Source organism: Pseudomonas sp. NPDC087804 (assembly GCF_044742965.1).
Lineage (GTDB): Bacteria > Pseudomonadota > Gammaproteobacteria > Pseudomonadales > Pseudomonadaceae > Aquipseudomonas > Aquipseudomonas rustica.
Map to the genome: position 1 here is coordinate 14,792 of NZ_JBIUVN010000011.1, position 17,738 is coordinate 32,529.

The 17,738-nt window shown below is 59.4% G+C and carries 13 protein-coding genes and 1 pseudogene; 2 read left to right on the plus strand and 12 right to left on the minus strand.

The window, feature by feature from the left end; translation table 11 throughout:
- Window positions 1-140 precede the first annotated feature (140 nt).
- From ACIOMO_RS15970 to arcD (ACIOMO_RS15980), 3 genes are all read right to left on the minus strand, one after another.
- Window positions 141-1,151, minus strand: coding sequence for an ornithine carbamoyltransferase (locus tag ACIOMO_RS15970; RefSeq protein WP_008086805.1), 1,011 nt, complete (start codon window positions 1,149-1,151; stop codon window positions 141-143).
- Between the two features lie 69 nt (window positions 1,152-1,220).
- The gene (gene arcA, locus ACIOMO_RS15975; RefSeq protein ID WP_053123052.1) at window positions 1,221-2,477 is read right to left on the minus strand and encodes an arginine deiminase; all 1,257 of its coding nucleotides are present in this window, start codon (window positions 2,475-2,477) and stop codon (window positions 1,221-1,223) included.
- A 35-nt stretch (window positions 2,478-2,512) separates the two neighbouring features.
- The gene (arcD, locus tag ACIOMO_RS15980) at window positions 2,513-3,940 is read right to left on the minus strand and encodes an arginine-ornithine antiporter (protein WP_053123050.1); all 1,428 of its coding nucleotides are present in this window, start codon (window positions 3,938-3,940) and stop codon (window positions 2,513-2,515) included.
- 495 nt (window positions 3,941-4,435) lie between these two features.
- On the opposite strand from arcD (ACIOMO_RS15980), the gene arcD (ACIOMO_RS15985) reads away from it, so the two are divergent.
- Both arcD (ACIOMO_RS15985) and ACIOMO_RS15990 read left to right on the plus strand, forming a co-directional pair.
- Complete coding sequence (gene arcD / locus ACIOMO_RS15985) at window positions 4,436-5,863, plus strand: arginine-ornithine antiporter (RefSeq protein WP_053123047.1); 1,428 nt, start codon at window positions 4,436-4,438, stop codon at window positions 5,861-5,863.
- A complete protein-coding gene (locus tag ACIOMO_RS15990; protein WP_053123045.1) occupies window positions 5,860-6,723 on the plus strand; it encodes a DNA-3-methyladenine glycosylase in 864 nt (287 codons plus the stop codon). The genes arcD (ACIOMO_RS15985) and ACIOMO_RS15990 overlap by 4 nt, the downstream gene beginning before the upstream one ends.
- 126 nt (window positions 6,724-6,849) lie before the next feature.
- Here ACIOMO_RS15990 and ACIOMO_RS15995 read toward each other — a convergent pair whose 3' ends face one another.
- The 9 genes and pseudogenes from ACIOMO_RS15995 to gap form a co-directional block, all read right to left on the minus strand.
- Complete coding sequence (locus ACIOMO_RS15995; RefSeq protein ID WP_401241952.1) at window positions 6,850-8,196, minus strand: CoA transferase; 1,347 nt, start codon at window positions 8,194-8,196, stop codon at window positions 6,850-6,852.
- 174 nt (window positions 8,197-8,370) lie between these two features.
- A complete protein-coding gene (locus tag ACIOMO_RS16000) occupies window positions 8,371-9,126 on the minus strand; it encodes a methyl-accepting chemotaxis protein (protein ID WP_401242094.1) in 756 nt (251 codons plus the stop codon).
- A 150-nt stretch (window positions 9,127-9,276) separates the two neighbouring features.
- A pseudogene (locus tag ACIOMO_RS16005) lies at window positions 9,277-10,509 on the minus strand (cache domain-containing protein); the annotation flags it as partial.
- Between the two features lie 389 nt (window positions 10,510-10,898).
- Complete coding sequence (locus ACIOMO_RS16010) at window positions 10,899-11,288, minus strand: YbaN family protein (protein WP_159812519.1); 390 nt, start codon at window positions 11,286-11,288, stop codon at window positions 10,899-10,901.
- Window positions 11,289-11,442: 154 nt separating this feature from the next.
- Complete coding sequence (locus ACIOMO_RS16015) at window positions 11,443-12,051, minus strand: biliverdin-producing heme oxygenase (RefSeq protein WP_282355403.1); 609 nt, start codon at window positions 12,049-12,051, stop codon at window positions 11,443-11,445.
- A gap of 112 nt (window positions 12,052-12,163) precedes the next feature.
- A complete protein-coding gene (locus ACIOMO_RS16020) occupies window positions 12,164-14,719 on the minus strand; it encodes a TonB-dependent receptor (RefSeq protein WP_401241956.1) in 2,556 nt (851 codons plus the stop codon).
- 120 nt (window positions 14,720-14,839) lie between these two features.
- Complete coding sequence (locus ACIOMO_RS16025) at window positions 14,840-15,805, minus strand: FecR family protein (protein ID WP_401241959.1); 966 nt, start codon at window positions 15,803-15,805, stop codon at window positions 14,840-14,842.
- Window positions 15,806-15,912: 107 nt separating this feature from the next.
- Window positions 15,913-16,440 carry an RNA polymerase sigma factor gene (locus ACIOMO_RS16030; protein ID WP_401241962.1) on the minus strand — a complete coding sequence of 176 codons (528 nt, stop codon included), beginning with the start codon at window positions 16,438-16,440 and terminating at the stop codon, window positions 15,913-15,915.
- Window positions 16,441-16,632: 192 nt separating this feature from the next.
- Window positions 16,633-17,634 (minus strand): type I glyceraldehyde-3-phosphate dehydrogenase, encoded by a 1,002-nt coding sequence (gene gap / locus ACIOMO_RS16035; protein ID WP_053123028.1) that lies wholly within the window; start codon window positions 17,632-17,634, stop codon window positions 16,633-16,635.
- Window positions 17,635-17,738: the final 104 nt, after the last annotated feature.

Sequence of the window (17,738 nt, forward strand, 5' to 3'; positions counted from 1 at the left end):
TTTCAGAATTCGATGACCCTGTAGGAGCTGCCGAAGGCTGCGATCTGTTGATCTTGATCTTGAACAAGCAAAGTCAAAAGATCGCAGCCTTCGGCAGCTCCTACAGGTTGTTGGTTGATCAGGAGAACCTGATCATCCAGTTACAGATCAGCGAGGGTCGAGACCAGGATCGCCTTGATCGTGTGCATGCGGTTTTCCGCTTGCTCAAAGGCGATGCAGGCTGGGGACTCGAACACGTCGTCGGTCACTTCGATGCCGTTTTTCAGGTGCGGATACTGCTCGGCAATCTGTTTGCCGACCTTGGTATCGCTGTTGTGGAAAGCCGGCAGGCAATGCATGAACTTGGTGCGCGGGTTGCCGGAAGCTTTCATCAGCTCGGCGTTGACCTGGTACGGCAGCAGTTGCTGGATACGCTCGGCCCAGGCTTCCACCGGCTCGCCCATCGACACCCAGACGTCGGTGTGGATGAAGTCGACGCCTTTGACCGCCGCTTTCGGGTCTTCAGTCAGGGTAATGCGCGCTCCGCTTTCTTCCGCATATTTATGGCAACGCTCGACCAGATCATCCAGTGGCCACAAGGCTTTCGGCGCGCAGATGCGCACGTCCATGCCGAGTTTGGCGCCGACCAGCAGCAGCGAGTTGCCCATGTTGTTGCGCGCGTCGCCGAGGTAGGCGTAGCTGATTTCATGGATCGGCTTGTCGGCGTGTTCACGCATGGTCAGCACGTCGGCGATCATTTGCGTCGGGTGATATTCATCGGTCAGGCCGTTGAACACCGGTACGCCAGCGAACTTGGCCAGTTCTTCGACGATTTCCTGTTTGAAGCCACGGTATTCGATGGCGTCGTACATGCGCCCCAGCACGCGGGCGGTGTCTTTCATGCTTTCTTTGTGACCGATCTGCGAAGAGTTCGGGTCGATGTAAGTGACGTTGGCGCCTTGGTCATACGCCGCCACTTCGAACGCGCAACGGGTACGGGTCGAAGTTTTTTCAAAGATCAGGGCGATGTTGTTGCCCTTCAGGTGTTGCTGCTCGGTGCCGGTGTACTTGGCGCGTTTGAGGTCGCGGGACAGGTCGAGCAGGTAACGCAGCTCACGTGGGGTGTGGTGTTCCAGGCTGAGCAGGTTACGGTTGTGAATGTTAAAAGCCATGATGGATCTCCTTCGGTGTCGGTTATCCCCCTGGCCGCACTTTATAAGTGACGGCCAGGGCTCAGAGGTTTAGTAGTCGATTGCGTCGCGCACGATTGGGCAGGTCATGCAGTGGCCACCGCCACGGCCTCGGCCCAGTTCACCGGCGCTGATGGTGATGACTTCCACGCCGGCCTTGCGCAGCAGGGTGTTGGTGTAAGTGTTGCGGTCGTAGCCGATGACCACGCCCGGTTCCACGGCCACCACGTTGTTGCCGTCGTCCCATTGCTCGCGTTCAGCGGCGAAGCTGTTGCCGCCGGTTTCCACCACGCGCAACGCTTTCAGATTGAGGGCCTTGGCCACGGTGTCGAGGAAAGTGCCTTCTTCGCGGCGGATGTCGATGCCGCCCTGTTTGCCTTCGTCAGGTCGCAGGGTGAAGGCAACGATCTGATTGACCACTTCCGGGAAAATCGTTACGAGGTCGCGGTCGCAGAAGCTGAACACGGTGTCGAGGTGCATCGCCGCGCGGGATTTCGGCAGGCCGGCAACGATGACTTTTTCCACGGCTTTGTTCTTGAACAGGTTCAGCGCCAGTTGGCCGATGGCCTGACGGGACGAGCGTTCGCCCATACCGATCAACACCACGCCGTTGCCGATTGGCATGACGTCGCCGCCTTCAAGGGTCGAGCTGCCGTGATCCTTGTCCGGGTCGCCGTACCAGATTTCGAATTCGGCGTTGGTGAACTGTGGATGGAATTTGTAGATGGCGGTGGTCAGCAGGGTTTCCTGACGTCGCGCTGGCCAGTACATCGGGTTCAGCGTCACGCCACCGTAGATCCAGCAGGTGGTGTCGCGGGTGAACTGAGTGTTCGGCAGCGGCGGCAGAATGAAGCTCGAATGGCCGAGGAAGTCGCGGAACATCTGGATGGTCTTGCCGCCGAAACTGTCCGGCAGATCATCAGCGGACACGCCGCCAATCAGGAACTCGGCGATGTGCCGTGGCTCGAGGCTTTTCAGCCAGGATTTGACTTCGTTGATCAGGCCCAGGCCCACCGAATCGGCGGTGACCTTGCGCTCGAGAATCCAGTCCAACGCCTCAGGGATGGCGACGATGTCGGTCAGCAGGTTGTGCATTTCCAGCACATCGATGCCGCGCTCGCGCATCTTGGTAACGAAGTCGAAGTGGTCGCGCTTGGCCTGGGCCACCCAGAGCACGTCGTCGAACAGCAGCTCATCGCAGTTGTTCGGGGTCAGCCGCTGGTGGGCCAGACCTGGGGAGCAAACCATGACTTTGCGCAGTTTGCCGGCTTCGGAATGTACGCCGTACTTAACTTTTTCCGTGGTCATTTCAGTGATCCTCCAGATGACAAATTAGTCGGGTATTACAGCGTCAGGAAGCCGTCGTAGAGACCGTAGGCTGCCACCAGGGCACCCACGATCACCGCGGCGAAAAGCAGCTTCTCGACATTTGTGAAAATCGGTTGTTTGAGTTCCAGCTTGGCTTTGGCGAACAGGATCGCGCCAGGTGCGTAGAGCAGGGCCGAAAGCAGCAAGTACTTGACCCCGCCGGCATACAACAGCCACACCGCATAGATCAGCGCGATGCCGCCGATAATCAGATCCTTGCGCCGTTCGGCGGCAAAGCCTTCGTAAGTTTCGCCGCGCACCGCCAGCAGCAGGGCATACGCCGCCGACCACAGGTACGGCACCAGAATCATCGAAGTGGCGAGGTAGATCAGCGACAGGTAAGTACTCGCCGAGAACAGGGTGATGATCAGGAAAATCTGCACCATCGCGTTGGTCAGCCACAGGGCGTTGACCGGTACGTGGTTCTCGTTTTCCTTACGCAGGAACTCCGGCATGGTGTGGTCTTTGGCGGCGGCGAACATGATCTCCGCACACAGCAGCACCCACGACAGCAGCGCACCCAGCAGCGAAATGATCAGACCGACGCTGATCAGCACCGCGCCCCAGTGACCGACGACATGCTCAAGCACGGCGGCCATCGACGGGTTCTGCAGTTTCGCCAGTTCCGGCTGAGTCATGATGCCCAGCGACAGCACGTTCACCAGCACCAGAAACAGCAGTACGGTGATGAAGCCGATCACGGTGGCTTTACCAACGTCCGAGCGTTTTTCCGCACGGGCCGAGAAGATGCTCGCGCCTTCGATGCCGATGAACACCCACACGGTGACCAGCATCATGTTGCGCACCTGGTTCATCACGCTGCCCAGATCAGGGTTTTTAATGCCCCAGATGTCGGCGGTGAAGATGTCCAGTTTGAAGGCGAAAATCGCGATCAGAACGAACAGCACCAGCGGCACAACCTTGGCGACCGTGGTCACAAGGTTAATGAACGCCGCCTCCTTGATTCCGCGCAGGACGAGGAAGTGCACGGCCCACAACAGTACGGACGCGCCGATCACGGCTGCGACAGTGTTGCCTTCACCGAAAATCGGGAAGAAGTAGCCGAGGGTACTGAACAGCAGAACGAAGTAACCGACGTTGCCCAGCCAGGCACTGATCCAGTAACCCCAGGCGGACGAGAAACCCATGTAATCGCCGAAACCGGCCTTGGCGTAGGCGTAGACACCGCCGTCCAGGTCAGGCTTTCGATTGGCGAGGGTCTGGAAGACAAAAGCGAGGGTGAGCATGCCGACAGCAGTGATGGCCCAACCGATCAGCACGGCGCCAACGTCGGCGCTGGCGGCCATGTTTTGTGGCAAAGAGAATATCCCGCCACCGATCATTGAACCGACTACCAACGCAACCAATGCACCGAGTCGTAGTTTTCCGGGAGCTTCAGACATTGCATGACTCCATTGCAGGAGAAGAGAGATCACAGCGTAGTTCTGTTGTCTGTTCAGTTAGCTGACTTAGATCAGTGCATGGTCACATTCCATTGTTAATGAATGACTTATGAATCGGCTGAAGGCATAAAGCTATCGTCTGCGAAGCCCGATTTAGACGCTTTGTGGCTACATGCTTGGGAATGGCTATTATTACTTTCGAATTATGACGCTAGTTCGTTTTGGCGGATTGGCAAATTTTCCGCGTCTGTTTTCAGTACAGAATTGATTTATTAGGATCAGCGCACAAAATTGTCTGAGCGTGCTAGGCGTTAGCGTGATCGGCTATATATAAATGGGCATTTGTTGGCGTTATCTAATAAACGTACTTACTCTTTACCCATTTAGTTAGTTAAGTCATAAACCTGTGGTGAGGGTTCGGAGCATCTGGGGTTTGGGTGGATCCTGAGGTTTGGCTGGAAATTGAGAATTCGTTGATCAGGAAGGGAGATTTGAATGTCGCAACCGACGCAAAAGCTGCGCCTAGGCGCGTTGATCGCTCTGGTGGTGGGGTCGATGATTGGTGGGGGGATTTTCTCGCTGCCGCAGAACATGGCGGCGCGGGCCGATGCCGGGGCGATATTGATCGGTTGGGGCATCACCGCGATCGGCATGCTCACGCTGGCGTTCGTCTTTCAGACCCTGGCCAACCGCAAGCCTGAACTGGATTCCGGTGTCTACGCCTATGCCAAGGCCGGGTTCGGCGACTACATGGGATTTTCATCGGCGTGGGGTTACTGGATCAGCGCCTGGCTGGGTAACGTCGGTTATTTCGTCCTTTTATTCAGCACCCTCGGCTACTTCTTTCCGGTGTTCGGTCAGGGCAATACGCCGATCGCCATCGGTTGTGCTTCGGTGCTGTTGTGGTGCGTGCATTTTCTGGTGATGCGCGGGATCAAAGAGGCAGCGTTCATCAATCAGGTGACCACGGTGGCGAAGATCGTGCCGCTGATCATGTTCATCGTCATTGCCGCCGTCGCCTTCAAGGCCGACATTTTTACCCGCGACATCTGGGGCACCAGCAACCCGAACTTCGGCAATGTCATGGATCAAGTGCGCAACATGATGCTGGTCACGGTGTTCGTGTTTATCGGCATCGAAGGCGCTAGTGTCTATTCAGCGCGCGCGGAGAAACGCAGCGACGTCGGCCGCGCCACGGTGATCGGCTTTATCGGTGTGTTGGCGTTGCTTGTGCTGGTCAACGTGCTGTCGCTGGGGATCATGAGCCAGCCGGAACTGGCCAACCTGCAAAACCCTTCGCTGGCCGCGGTGCTGGAACACATCGTCGGGCCGTGGGGCGCATTGCTGATCAGCATCGGCCTGGCAATCTCGCTGCTCGGTGCGCTGCTGTCGTGGGCGCTGCTGTGTGCGGAAATTCTCTTCGCCACGGCCAAAGACAAAACCATGCCGGCGTTCCTGAAAAAGGAAAACAAAAACCATGTGCCGGTGAATGCGTTGTGGCTGACCAACGCGATGATCCAGATTTTCCTGCTGATCACCCTGTTTTCGGCGGGCACCTACACCAGCCTGATTTATCTGGCGTCGTCGATGATTCTGGTGCCGTATCTGTGGTCGGCGGCGTATGCCGTGCTGCTGAGCGGGCGTGGCGAAACCTACGAACACGCCTCGGCCGAACGCACCAAGGATTTGCTGATCGGCGGCATCGCCCTGGGTTATGCGGTGTGGTTGCTGTACGCCGGCGGGGTGAAATATTTGCTGCTGTCGGCGCTGCTGTATGCGCCGGGGGTGATCCTGTTTGCCAAGGCCAAACATGAACAGGGCGAGCCGATCTTCACGTCTATTGAGAAGGGCATCTTTACCGTCGTCATCATCGGTGCGGGTCTGGCGGCGTATGGCTTGTACAGCGGCATGCTGTCGTTGTGAGGTTGGCGCTGGACTATCAACCGCCGTATGACTGGGAGGCGATGCTGGGTTTTCTCACGGCGCGAGCGGTGGTCGGGATGGAGACCGTGGTCGATGGCGTGTATTCGCGCAGCATCGGGTTGAACGGGGTGCATGGCACGGTTTCGGTGTGGCTCGGTGCTGCTGATTCGCTGGCGGTTGAAGTGGATTTTCCTGATTCGCAGGCGCTGCCGGAGATTGTGCGGCGGTTGCGGCGGATGTTCGATCTGGATGCGGATGTGGCAGTGATGCAAGGGCATCTTGCGCAGGATCCGCTGCTGGTGCGGTTGATGGCCGAGCGTCCGGGGTTGCGCATTCCGGGGGCGTGGGATGGCTTGGAACTGGCGTTTCGCGCAGTGCTCGGGCAGCAGATTACCGTGGTGGCGGCGATTCGCTTGGCGGGGAAATTGGTGGCTCAGTATGGCGCGCCGTTGCAATCGACGGTGCCGGGTTTGAGCTATGTGTTTCCTGAGGCCTGTGTGTTGGCTGAGGCGGATTTGGCGGCGTTGGGGATGCCCAAGAGTCGAGGGCGGACACTGTCGGGCGTGGCGCAGGCGTTGCTCGATGATCCTGCATTATTTGAGCCTTATCGCGAAGGCGGGGTGGCGCGGTTGCTGGCGTTGCACGGGATTGGCGAGTGGACGGCGCAGTACATTGCGCTGCGACAGTTGCGCGATCTGGATGGGTTTCCCCATGGCGATGTCGGGTTGTTGCGGGCGTTGGAAGTGCTGGAGGGCCAGCGGCCGACGGCGCGGGAATTGGCTGTGCGGGCGGAGGGTTGGCGGCCTTATCGCGGGTATGCGGCGCAGGTGTTATGGGCGTCTTTGAGTCGTGGTGATTGATCCGGAATTTGCGTGGCCAATTCAGCCCTCATCGCGAGCAGGCTCACTCCTACAGTTGACCGCGTTTCTACTGTTGGAACGCGGTCAACTGTAGGAGTGAGCCTGCTCGCGATAGCGGTTGAAAATTCACCACTGAGGTTGGTGTGAACCCAAGTCCATGGCAGGCAACGCCCACTGCAACGGTGTGCCGCTGATCTTCAGCGGCGCCAGCAACCGATGTGCTGGCCCCCATGGGGTTTGTTCCAAGGGCAACCCTTGGTCTTGTTCATCCTCGGCACGCAACGCTTCGGCTATTCCGGGCCCGTGTTCGATCAACAACCTCGCCGTCCGCGCCAACGACAACCGTGCCGAACCACCATGTCCATTCCGCAACCGCTCAGTCAGCAACCTGATCGCACTCGCCGCCATCAAATAGCCGGTCGCATGATCCAGCGCCTGCACCGGCAACGGCGTCGGTTTGTCCGCGTGCTTCCAACGCTGCCCGGCCTCGGCGATGCCGCTGCTCATCTGCACCAGGCTGTCGAAACCCCGGCGGTTTTGCCACGGGCCGCTCCAGCCGTAAGCGTTGAGGCAGACGTCGATCAATCCCGGTGCCAATTGGCGACGACGTTCAACGCCGAAACCAAGATTCTCCAACGCATCAGCGCGATAACCGTGCAGCAGAATGTCGGCGTCTTTCAGCAGACTCTCGAACACCGCGCGATCCGCCGGAACCTGCAAATCCAGCCGTGCGCAGCGTTTGCCGAGGGTCATTTCCGGGACGACGCCGGGCTCGTTCCAGGTCGGTGGATCGATGCGCAAAACCTCAGCACCGAGCCCCGCGAGGAAACGACTGGCGGTAGGGCCGGCGAGTACTCGCGTCAGATCTAACACCTTGATCCCGGCCAATGGGCGTTCCACCGAGCCTTGCCACGATTTCGCATGTTCATCCTGATCAGCAATGAAGTGAACAAGCGGCTCGGCATTTACCGCCAACCCTTGCGGATGCTGTTGCCACTGCGCCCAACTGCGCATTTCGGCGGCGCAACCTTTGGCATCGACCACCGCTTGCTCCAACTCCGTGCTCGCCCATTGCGCGACTTTCACCGCCATCGCCGCGCGATCGGCGCAGGCACCGAGCACGCGTTCAGCGGCGGCGCGGTGATGCGGGGCGTTGGTGTGCAGGCGAATCCAGCCGTCGCGCGTTGCGTAGTCACCGGCGACCGGATCCCACAGCGGCGGCACTTGCCAGCCGATTGGGCGCAGTGATGAGGAGAACCAGAACGAAGCCAAACAACGATCGACTTCTACGGCGGGCAGGTGGCCGGTTTGTTGCTGCAAGAGTTCGCTGACGGCTTGCCCGGCAGCGGCGATGCTGGCGCAGGCCAGATCGGTGACGGCGAAGGCCGAGGGCAGGGCGCCACTGGCGGTGAACGCAATCGGCGTGTGCGGCAAGCCGAGTGCGGCTTGAATGGACGTGAGTAAATCAGTCATCGAAGGCCCTCCGGAGCGAGAGGGCGATGATAGTGCAAAACGTCACTGGATTAGATGAAGGCTCTTGTAGGAGCTGAGCTTGCTCGCGAAAGCGGTGTGTCAGTCGACGAAGATGTTGAATGTGACGGCCTCTTCGCGAGCAAGCTCTGCTCCTACAAGTTTGTGTGGTGAGGTCTAGACGCGGAACTGATCCATCAATTTCATCTGCTGGCTCGCCAGTGCATTGAGCTGGCTGCTGATCGCCGCCGACTCGGTGGCTTGTCCGGTCAGGGTTTCGGTCACGGTGCGAATCGCCGAAACGTTGCGGTTAACCTCTTCGGCCACCGCGCTCTGCTGTTCAGCCGCGCTGGCGATTTGCAGGTTCATGTCGCTGATCACCGTCACCGCGTCGCTGATCTTGCCCAGCGCATCCACCGCCTGACGAATCTGCCCGGCGTTGTTGTGCGCCTGAGTCTGGCTCGAATGCATGGTCGCGACCACGCCACGGGTGCCGGTCTGAATGCGCTCGATCACCACGCGAATTTCTTCCACCGAATCCTGCGTGCGTTTGGCGAGGTTGCGCACCTCGTCGGCGACCACGGCGAAACCGCGTCCACTCTCACCGGCACGGGCCGCTTCAATCGCCGCGTTGAGCGCGAGCAGGTTGGTTTGTTCGGCGATGCTGCGGATCACTTCCAGTACCGAACCGATCTGCTCGCTGTTGACCGCCAGCGCTTCAACTTCGGTCACCGCTTTGCTGACTTCATCGGCCAGTTGATTGATGTCGCGGGTGCTGCGTTCGATGATCGACATGCCGTCCTTCGCCGACTGATCGGCACCTTTCGCGGCGTTGGCTGCGTTCGACGCGCTGTTGGCGACGTCGTGGGCGGTGGCGCTCATTTCGTTGGACGCGGTAGCCACTTGGTCGATTTCGCGGAACTGCACCTGCATGCCTTCGCTGGTCTGACGGGCGATTTCCGAAGACTGGTCGGCGGTGCCGCGCGCTTCGGTGATGCTCTGTTTGATCTGCGCGATGGTCGGTTGCAGCTTGTCGAGGAAACGGTTGAACCAGTTCACCAGTTCGCCCAGTTCATCTTTTTTGCTGTAGTTCAGACGCTGGGTCAGATCACCTTCGCCGCTGGCGATGTTCTTCAGCATCTCGGCGACGCTGTTGATCGGACGGGTAACGCCAGACGCGGTCAGCCAGATCAGCAGCAGGCCAACCACACCAGCCACCACAGCCACCAACAGCGCGGTGAGCACGCCGGTTTCCTGGGCATCATCGAGCACCGCTTGCAGCTTGACCGAGTCGGCCAGTAGCACTTGTTTCGGCAGGTCGATGACCACGCCCCACGCACGCGAGTTGCCAATCGGGTCGACCGGGTAAACCGCTCGGATCAGGTCGCCCTGTTCGAGGATTTTCGGTGTGCCGGAGGCGAGCAGTTGCAGTACGTCCTGGCCATTGGCGCCGAGGGTGTCGTTGATCTTTTTGCCGACCTTGGCCGCGTCCGAACTGTCGGCGCCGAGCACGCCGCTGCCGGAGACGATGAGCATGTGCCCGGCGTTGTTGAAGAGGTTGCGTTGCGACTCGACGGCGGCTGCTTGCAGCGCGTCGAGGGCGATGTCGACGCCGACCACGCCGATCGCTTTGCCGTCGACAATCAACGGTACGGAAATGGTCGTCATGAGCATTTCCTTATTGCCCACGGTGTCGGCGTACGGGTCGAGCAAGCAGGTGCGTTTGTTGTCGCGAGGGCAGGTGTACCAGCTGTTGTACGGCGTGCCGCTGACGCTGAGGGTAGTTTTGGTCAGGTCTTCTTCGACCATGATCGTGTTCAGCGAGGCGCCGGCCGCGCGGCTCCAATAGGTCGCGAAACGTCCGGCTTCGTTGGACTGGCGCGCGGCGTCGTTGGCGAACTCGCTGTCCTTGCCGTCGAGGCCGTTGGGTTCGAAGGCGAGCCAGATGCCGAGCACTTTATCGTTGCGCTCGAAGGCGGTTTTCAGGCTCTGGTTCAACTCTTCGCGCAGGGCGCCGGCGTCCAGCGAACGCTTGGCGGCCATCACGCGCATGTCTTTGATCTGATCCGCCAGCGCGGTAATCACCAACAAGCTTTCGCCAAAGGTTTTCTGCACCCGCACCGCTTGTTCGGCGGCTTTGGCTTGCAGCAGGTTTTGCACACTGGCGGTGAGCAGCTGGTTGCTGGAGTTGCTGACCAGTTCATCGTTCTGGTTGGTCTGGTAGATGTTCATGCCAACAATCAGCGCGACCACACCGAGCAGGCACAGACCGGAGAGCAGGACGATTTTCAGGCGGATGGACAGAGAGTCGAACATGGGGCGATCTCGCGAATGGATAAACGGGTGGCTTGCGGGTATGGACTACCCGGTTCGCCAAATCCATTCAGCGCCATGAATGCTCATCGGCGCGGGGCGAGAAGGCATGAGGCGCGCGCCGACGAACGGTCAGCGCTAAACGTTTGCGCAGGGGAAAGTGCTGGAAATCAGAACAATTTCAGGGAAGTGTCTGCGTGTTTGGGAGGGCAATTGTGGTGAGGGGATTTATCCCCGATGGCCTGCGAAGCAGGCCCAAAACCTGAGAATGGGTTCTGTCTGAAAAATCAGGGTTTCTGGACTGTGGCTGCTTCGCAGCCAATCGGGGATAAATCCCCTCGCCACAGAATCCCCTCGCCACAAAAGTTCTTCACACAGAAACTCGGTGTGGCTTAAACAGGAATCGATTCCGGGCGCGACCAGATCCACAGATTCCCCAACCCCATCCCGGCAATCGCCAGATAGATCGGCCAGCCGTGATCGAGCATCACCAGCATCAACGTCGCGCACAGCAACATGCTTACCGTCGCGCTGACTTTGGCTTTGCGCGCGATGATTTTGCCGTTGCGCCAGTTGCTCAGAATCGGCCCGAACAGGCGATGGTTTTCCAGCCAGGCACTCAGGCGCGGCGAACTGCGGGTGGCGGCCCAGGCGGCGAGGAGGATGAACTCGGTGGTTGGCAGGCCGGGCACGACAATGGCGATCAGGCCGATGCCGAGGCTGACGTAGGCCAGAAGGCCGAACAGCACGCGGGCGAGTTTGGAGGAGGCTGGTTGCGGCATGGGCTCGGCGGGATGCTTCTGAAGCGGGATCGGGATCTTACAGATTTACGCGGGCCCTTGTAGGAGCTGCGGAACGCTGCGATCTTTTGATCCTGAAAACAACATCAAAAGATCGCAGCCTTCGGCAGCTCCTACAGGGGAGATTGTGTTGCTATCAGGCCAGTTCTGCCTCGGTGGCGTAAGCCTGTTCCAGCAACACGGTGAAGCGGTTGAACGCGTCGATCGCGCCTTGCTCCACTTCGGCTTCTTCTTCAGCGCTGAATTCCAGCGAATCCAGGGTGCGCACGAAGCTCTTCCAGCCTTCGGCACGGCCACCTTCTGGCTCACCGAGGTGACGGGCGCCGAAGGTTTCGCTCAGTTCCAGGGCCACGGCGCGTTTGATCAGGAACGCAGCGCCGAGCTTCGAACCTTCGGACACAAAGATCCAGCCCAGTGCCCGTGCCTTGCTCGGGTTTTTCACCGCGCCAGCGACCGGTGCCGGGACTTCGGTGTCGAGATCGGCGAGGTCAGCCTTGGCCGCTTCAGCGCGGCAGCGGGCCGGCAGGTCAGGGACGATGGCGGTCAGTTCGGCGCTGTTGTAGAGGTCGACCAGCTCCGACTGGAACAGGTACTGCGCGACCACGAAACGAGCGAAGTTGGCGCGGGTCTCGAACGGCGCGTGAGCCTTCACCAGGGCATCGAGCTTGGTGTGCGGCTCGTTGGTGATCTGGTTCAAGCGTTGCGAACGCAGGGCAGGGCGTTGTTCGGTGTCTTGAGCTGTCATGGGAAATCCTTGAGAAAGAGAGGCGCTTGCTAACGAGACGAACAAGCAGACGCCTGAGCGTAAAAAAACCTCACTGCGCGGTGCTTGAACACGCGCAGTGAGGTCGGCGGGATCAGATGTCCCAAACCAGATTGATCGCGAAGTTGCGGCCCGGTTGGGTCAGGCGATCGAGGTTGGCCGGTTGCGTGACCGAGGCTTCGCCAACGCTGTCGTAACCGCGCACGTCATCCCACTGCCAGTATTTCTTGTCGGTCAGGTTGTAGAGACCGGCGTTGACGGTCACGTCGTCGGTGACTTTGTAGAAGCCCGCCAGATCGAGCACGCCATAACCCGGGGTCTTGAACTGGGTGCTGGTGCCGTCCGGTGTTTTGAACATGGTGCTGTCGACACGATCCTTGCGCTTGACCAGCGTCCAGCTCAGCAGCGCGCCGTATTTGTCCTGGTCATAACCGAGGCCGAACACGCCGGTCAGCGGATTGATGCTGTTCAGCGGCTCACCGCTGTCGTCGTTGCGGCCATACAGGTACGCCATCGAGCCTTGGGTGTAGAGGCCGGTCGGTGCGCCGAAGGTATCGAGGTTCAAGCGACCTTTAAGCTCCACGCCTTTGATGGTGGCGTGTTTGATGTTGTTGCTCTGGAACGTGGTCTCGGTGTAGCCGGGAGTGATGGCGTTCTCGTCGATGAAATCACGGTACTTGTTGTAGAACACCGCAACGTCGAAGGTGCCCGCTTCAAACTGGCCACGCAGACCGGTTTCATAGCTTTTGCTTTTTTCCGGTTCAAGATCCGGGTTCGGCGCGACCTGGTAGCCGCCCGCGAGGTTTTCAAAGCGACCATACAAAGCCTTGGCGGTCGGGGTGCGGAAGCCTTCGGCGTATTGACCGTACCAGGTGTAGTTATCGTTGAAGCTGTAAGTCGTACCGAACTTCGGCGACAGACGATGCCAGGTTTTCTTCTCGTCGCTGACCTGACCGTTACCGCTCTGGTCGGCAGTGGCGAGGAACTCATCGGTGATGTGCGGCTTGAGTTCGGTGTAGTCGTAACGCGCGCCCGGCAGGAACGTCCAGTTGCCCCAGCTGATCTGATCCTGGGCAAACAGGCTGTAGCTGTTGATGGTCGGATCCGGGAAGTCGCTGGCCGGTGTCAAGGTGTCGGCCGCGCTTGGCGCCCCGATCACGCGGCAGGCGCCGGCGACGGTCAGGCAAGTGCCGGAGCCGGTGCGCAGACCGGTGACCTTGTCCTGCTTGATGGTCGTGCCGTAGGTGATGGTGTGATCGGTGTCGGCGATGGCAAACGACTTGTCAGCCTGCGCATCGAATACCCACTGGCGATCTTTGTAATTGGTGTCGCGGTTGCGCAGCACAGTGCGCGACGGCGCGTAGATTTCCTGGGTGCTCTGATCGGTTTTGGCGATCTGATAGTTGAGCGACCACTTGATGTTGTCGGCCAGCACAGTGTCCAGCGCGAAGCGGTGTTCCAGACCAAAACGCTCGCGGGTAACGGTGTCGTTGCCGGTGCGCGACTTATAGAAACCGAAACCGCGTCCAGCGTTGAACGGGCCGCCGACGGCGCTCAACTGGTTGGTGTCGCGATCATCTTTATAGTGTTCGTAGGTCAGGCCGAAGCGCGCGTCGTCAGCGTAGTTCCAGCCGAGTTTGGCCAGCACGTTGGTGGTGCGCACGTCTTCCGGGTTGGCCTCGGTGCGGTTCAGGCCGGTGCCACCGGTTTCGCCGTAGGATTCGGTTTCGTGACCGTTGCGCTGGCTCAGGTGCAGCAAACCGTCGAAGTCGCCGGTGCGGCCAGCAACGGTACCGGAGGTCAGCCAGCTGTCATCGGCCGAGCTGTAACCGGTTTTCAGCCGTGCGCCGACGTCCTGACCAGGCTTGATGATGTCGTCCGGATCGAGGGTGTAGTAGCTGACGGCGCCGCCAATCGCATTGCTGCCGTACAGCACAGAGGCCGGGCCACGGAGAATTTCGACGCGTTTGACGATTTCCGGGTCGACGTAATTGCGGTTGGTCTGCGCGTACGGACCGTTGAAAAAACTGTCCGGCACTTGCACGCCGTCGACCTGAGTCAGCACGCGGTCGCCATCGATACCACGGATGTTGTAGCCGGTGATGCCGGCACGTTGACCGGCACCGCCCACCGAAACGCCCGGCTCGTACCGCACCAGATCCTTGATCGAGTTGACGTTGTTGCGATCGAGATCTTCGCGGGTCTGCACGCTGACGGTGGCCGGCACGCTGTTGACCGACTGTTCCTGACGCGTGGCGCTGATGGTCACCTGATCAAGGTTCAGGGTGCCGCTGCTGTTGCGCTTTTCCAGCACCACATTGTTGTTGCTCAGCTTGCGGAAGCTCAAATTGGTCCCCACCAACAGCCGCTCCAGCGCTTTCTCCGGCGGCAGCGAACCGCGCACGCCCGGCGACGATACGCCCTGACCCAGTTCCGCCGGCAAGCCGACCTGCCAACCGGTCACAGAGGTGAAGGCATTGAGCGCCGACACCAGCGGTTGCTGGTTGATGGAGAACACGTAATCGCCCATGTTGCGCGCCGGTTGCTCGGTGGCAGCCATCAGCGGTGCGGTGCCGGCCATGAGAATGGCAGCGGTCAGCAGCGACAATACGCGGGAAGGGGAAGTCTGACGGGTAAGGCGTGAGGACATCGATAGCGCTCCGTGTCGCACGAATCTTTATAGGTGCTGATTGGCATCGTGATGCGAATCAATTGCATTGGCTATAACGAGACGAACGGGCTTCAGCTATCGAGTAAAAATAATTCTCATTTAGTTCAAGATCACCAGCGCCGGAAATTCCTGCAAGCGCGCGGAGGTGATGTGGGCGAGAGAGCGCACCACGTCGAGCGGTTGATCGAGGCGATAATTACCGGTCACGGCGACCTCGGCCAACTGCTCGTTGGTATTGATGATCCAGCCCGGATAGTAGCGGCGCAGCTCGGCCAGCACTTGGTTGAGCGGACAGTTCTCGAACACCAGTCGGCCCTGCACCCAGGCCAGATCGGTCGCGGCGTCGAGTTTGGACGGGCGGTCGAAGCCATTAGGGCCGATGCGGATACTTTCCCCGGCCGACAGGCGCACGCGGGCATCGTTGTGGGTCGCGCGCAGATCGACATCGCCACGCTGGACGTTGACCTGCGCGACGCCATCGAGATAACGCACGGCGAATTCGGTGTCGCGCACACTGGCTTTGACCGGGCCAGCATCGATTTCCAAGGGCTGAGTGCGGCTGCCGGCGATCTCGAAATACGCCTCGCCCTGATACAGCCGCGCGACGCGCTGCTGATCATTGATCGTGCTGGAGAACGCGGAATTGGTGTTGAGCAGGACTTTCGAACCGTCCTCCAGTTGCAGGCGCTGACGCTCGCCAACCACCGTCAAATGATCGGCTTGCATGCGCATCGGCAGGTTGCTGAAACTGAACAGACCAAGAATCAGCACAGCAGCAGTGGCCAACGGTTTCCAGTGCGGGCGCAACCGCTTGAGAAAGGTGACCTTGGCCGGTTTCGCCGCAAGGCTTTGCGCGCACTGAATGACTTGCGGGCCATCCCAGATCGCCTGCGCCTTGGCGAACGCTTCGGCATTCAACGGATCAGCCGCCAGCCAGGCATGGAACTGCCGGGTCTGCTCCTCGTCCGGGCTGCCGAGCACGATGAGCCAGTCCAGCGCCTGGTCCATTGCGTCTGCAGCGTCCCGCGCCGAATCAGGCGAAGGCGAGCGGTGGGTGTCCGTCACGGTGTTTCCTCGGGCTTTTTCAAAGCAAGTTTCGAGTTTCAAGCGACAAGCTGCAAGCTAAAGCTCATTCGGTGTGAACTTTGAGTTTTCAGCTTGCCGCTTGAAGCTTATAACTCGCCGCTGCTGTTATGCCGTTCGGCGACGCCGATGCAAATGGACATGATCAGTTTCAATTCTTTCTGCACGGTACTCAGGGAGACGCTCAGTTCGTCCGCGATTTCCTGGTAGCTGTTGCCGTGCAAACGGCTGAGGATGAAAATCTGCTGCTGACGCGAGCTGAGTTCGCTGAGGCTCACGTTCAATCGCTCTAGCATTTGTTCGGCGTGGGCGGCGTCTTCGGCGCTGCTGGCGGGGGCGGCGATGCTGTGCACGACGTCTTGCGGCACATCATCGACCATCGTCCGTGAGTGCAGCTTGCGCGCACGCAAATGATCCAGCGCCAGATTGCGCGCGGTCTGGAAGACAAAGGGCTCGAGGTGATCGATGGCCCGCTCGCTCAACGCCCGCGTCACGCGCAGGTAGGTTTCCTGCAGCAGGTCTTCAGCGGTGCTGTGATTGTTGACCATCCGTTCCAGCGTCCGCAGCAGGGACATACGCTGGGTGAGGAAGACGTGGTTGAAGCGCGATTGACTCACGGGGGAACCTGATCCATTTCGAGCGAATGATAATGCTTATCATCTATGCGAATGGTCAAGTCCTGATTTTAAATGCAACACAAAACCTTGTAGGAGTGAGCCTGCTCGCGATAGCGGTTGATCAGCCACAACATCTGTGACTGACAGATTGCAATCGCGAGCAGGCTCACTCCTACAAGGGGTATACGGGATTTACTCGGCGTTACACAGCGCCAGGCAGTTATCCAGCATGCGGTTGGAGAAGCCCCACTCGTTGTCGTACCAGGCCAGCACTTTCAGCAGTTTGCCGCTGGATTTGGTGTGGTTGGCGTCGAAAATCGACGACAGTGGGTTGTGGTTGAAGTCGCTGGAAACCAGCGGCAACGTGTTGTAACCCAAAATCTTCGAATGCTGGCTCGCAGCCTTGAGCAGCGCGTTGACCTCATCCGCCGAGGCTTCGCGCTTCAATTGCACGGTCAAATCCACCAGCGAGACATTGATCACCGGCACCCGCACGGCCATGCCGGTCAGTTTGCCGGCCAGTTCCGGCAGCACCAGGCCGACCGCTTCAGCAGCGCCGGTCTTGCTCGGGATCATGTTTTGCGTGGCCGAACGCGCGCGGTACGGGTCGGTGTGATAGACGTCGGTGAGGTTCTGATCGTTGGTGTAGGCGTGAATGGTGGTCATCAAACCACTTTCGATGCCCAGCTCACGGTGCAGCACCTGCGCCACTGGCGCCAGGCAGTTGGTGGTGCACGAAGCGTTGGAGATGATCTGGTGCGACTGGCGCAGAATGTCGTGGTTCACACCATAAACGACGGTGGCGTCGGCGCCTTTGGCCGGGGCCGAGATGATCACTTTGCGCGCGCCGGCAGTAATATGCGCAGCCGCTTTGGCGCGGTCGGTAAAGAGACCGGTGCATTCAAACACCACATCAATCTTTTCCGCGGCCCAGGGCAGGTCGGCCGGATTGCGAATCGCGCTGACCGCAATGCGGTCGCCGTTGACGGTCAGACTCTCGTTGTCATGCTCGACTTGCGCGTCGAACGTGCCGTGAACGGTGTCGTATTTGAGCAGATGGGCGTTGATCGAGCTGTCGCCCAGATCGTTGATGGCGACGATCTGCAAATCCTGTCGATAGCCTTGGGTATACAGTGCGCGCAGGACATTACGGCCGATGCGGCCAAAACCATTGATTGCGATTCGTAGAGTCATGGAACAGCGCCGCCGTCGTTTTGTTGTTGGAATTACAAGATTATTCGCATAAAAATAGAAAACAAGCCTTTTTAATGGCAATATTTTGTTTTATCTACAACGAG

Excerpts from the sequence above, each read along its gene's own strand:
- ACIOMO_RS15970 (WP_008086805.1), bottom strand. The coding sequence starts at position 1,151 with ATGGCTTTTAACATTCACAACCGTAACCTGCTCAGCCTGGAACACCAC.
- arcA (WP_053123052.1), bottom strand. The coding sequence starts at position 2,477 with ATGACCACGGAAAAAGTTAAGTACGGCGTACATTCCGAAGCCGGCAAA.
- arcD (WP_053123050.1), bottom strand. The coding sequence starts at position 3,940 with ATGTCTGAAGCTCCCGGAAAACTACGACTCGGTGCATTGGTTGCGTTG.
- arcD (WP_053123047.1), top strand. The coding sequence starts at position 4,436 with ATGTCGCAACCGACGCAAAAGCTGCGCCTAGGCGCGTTGATCGCTCTG.
- ACIOMO_RS15995 (WP_401241952.1), bottom strand. The coding sequence starts at position 8,196 with ATGACTGATTTACTCACGTCCATTCAAGCCGCACTCGGCTTGCCGCAC.
- ACIOMO_RS16000 (WP_401242094.1), bottom strand. The coding sequence starts at position 9,126 with ATGCAGGTGCAGTTCCGCGAAATCGACCAAGTGGCTACCGCGTCCAAC.
- ACIOMO_RS16010 (WP_159812519.1), bottom strand. The coding sequence starts at position 11,288 with ATGCCGCAACCAGCCTCCTCCAAACTCGCCCGCGTGCTGTTCGGCCTT.
- ACIOMO_RS16015 (WP_282355403.1), bottom strand. The coding sequence starts at position 12,051 with ATGACAGCTCAAGACACCGAACAACGCCCTGCCCTGCGTTCGCAACGC.
- ACIOMO_RS16020 (WP_401241956.1), bottom strand. The coding sequence starts at position 14,719 with ATGTCCTCACGCCTTACCCGTCAGACTTCCCCTTCCCGCGTATTGTCG.
- gap (WP_053123028.1), bottom strand. The coding sequence starts at position 17,634 with ATGACTCTACGAATCGCAATCAATGGTTTTGGCCGCATCGGCCGTAAT.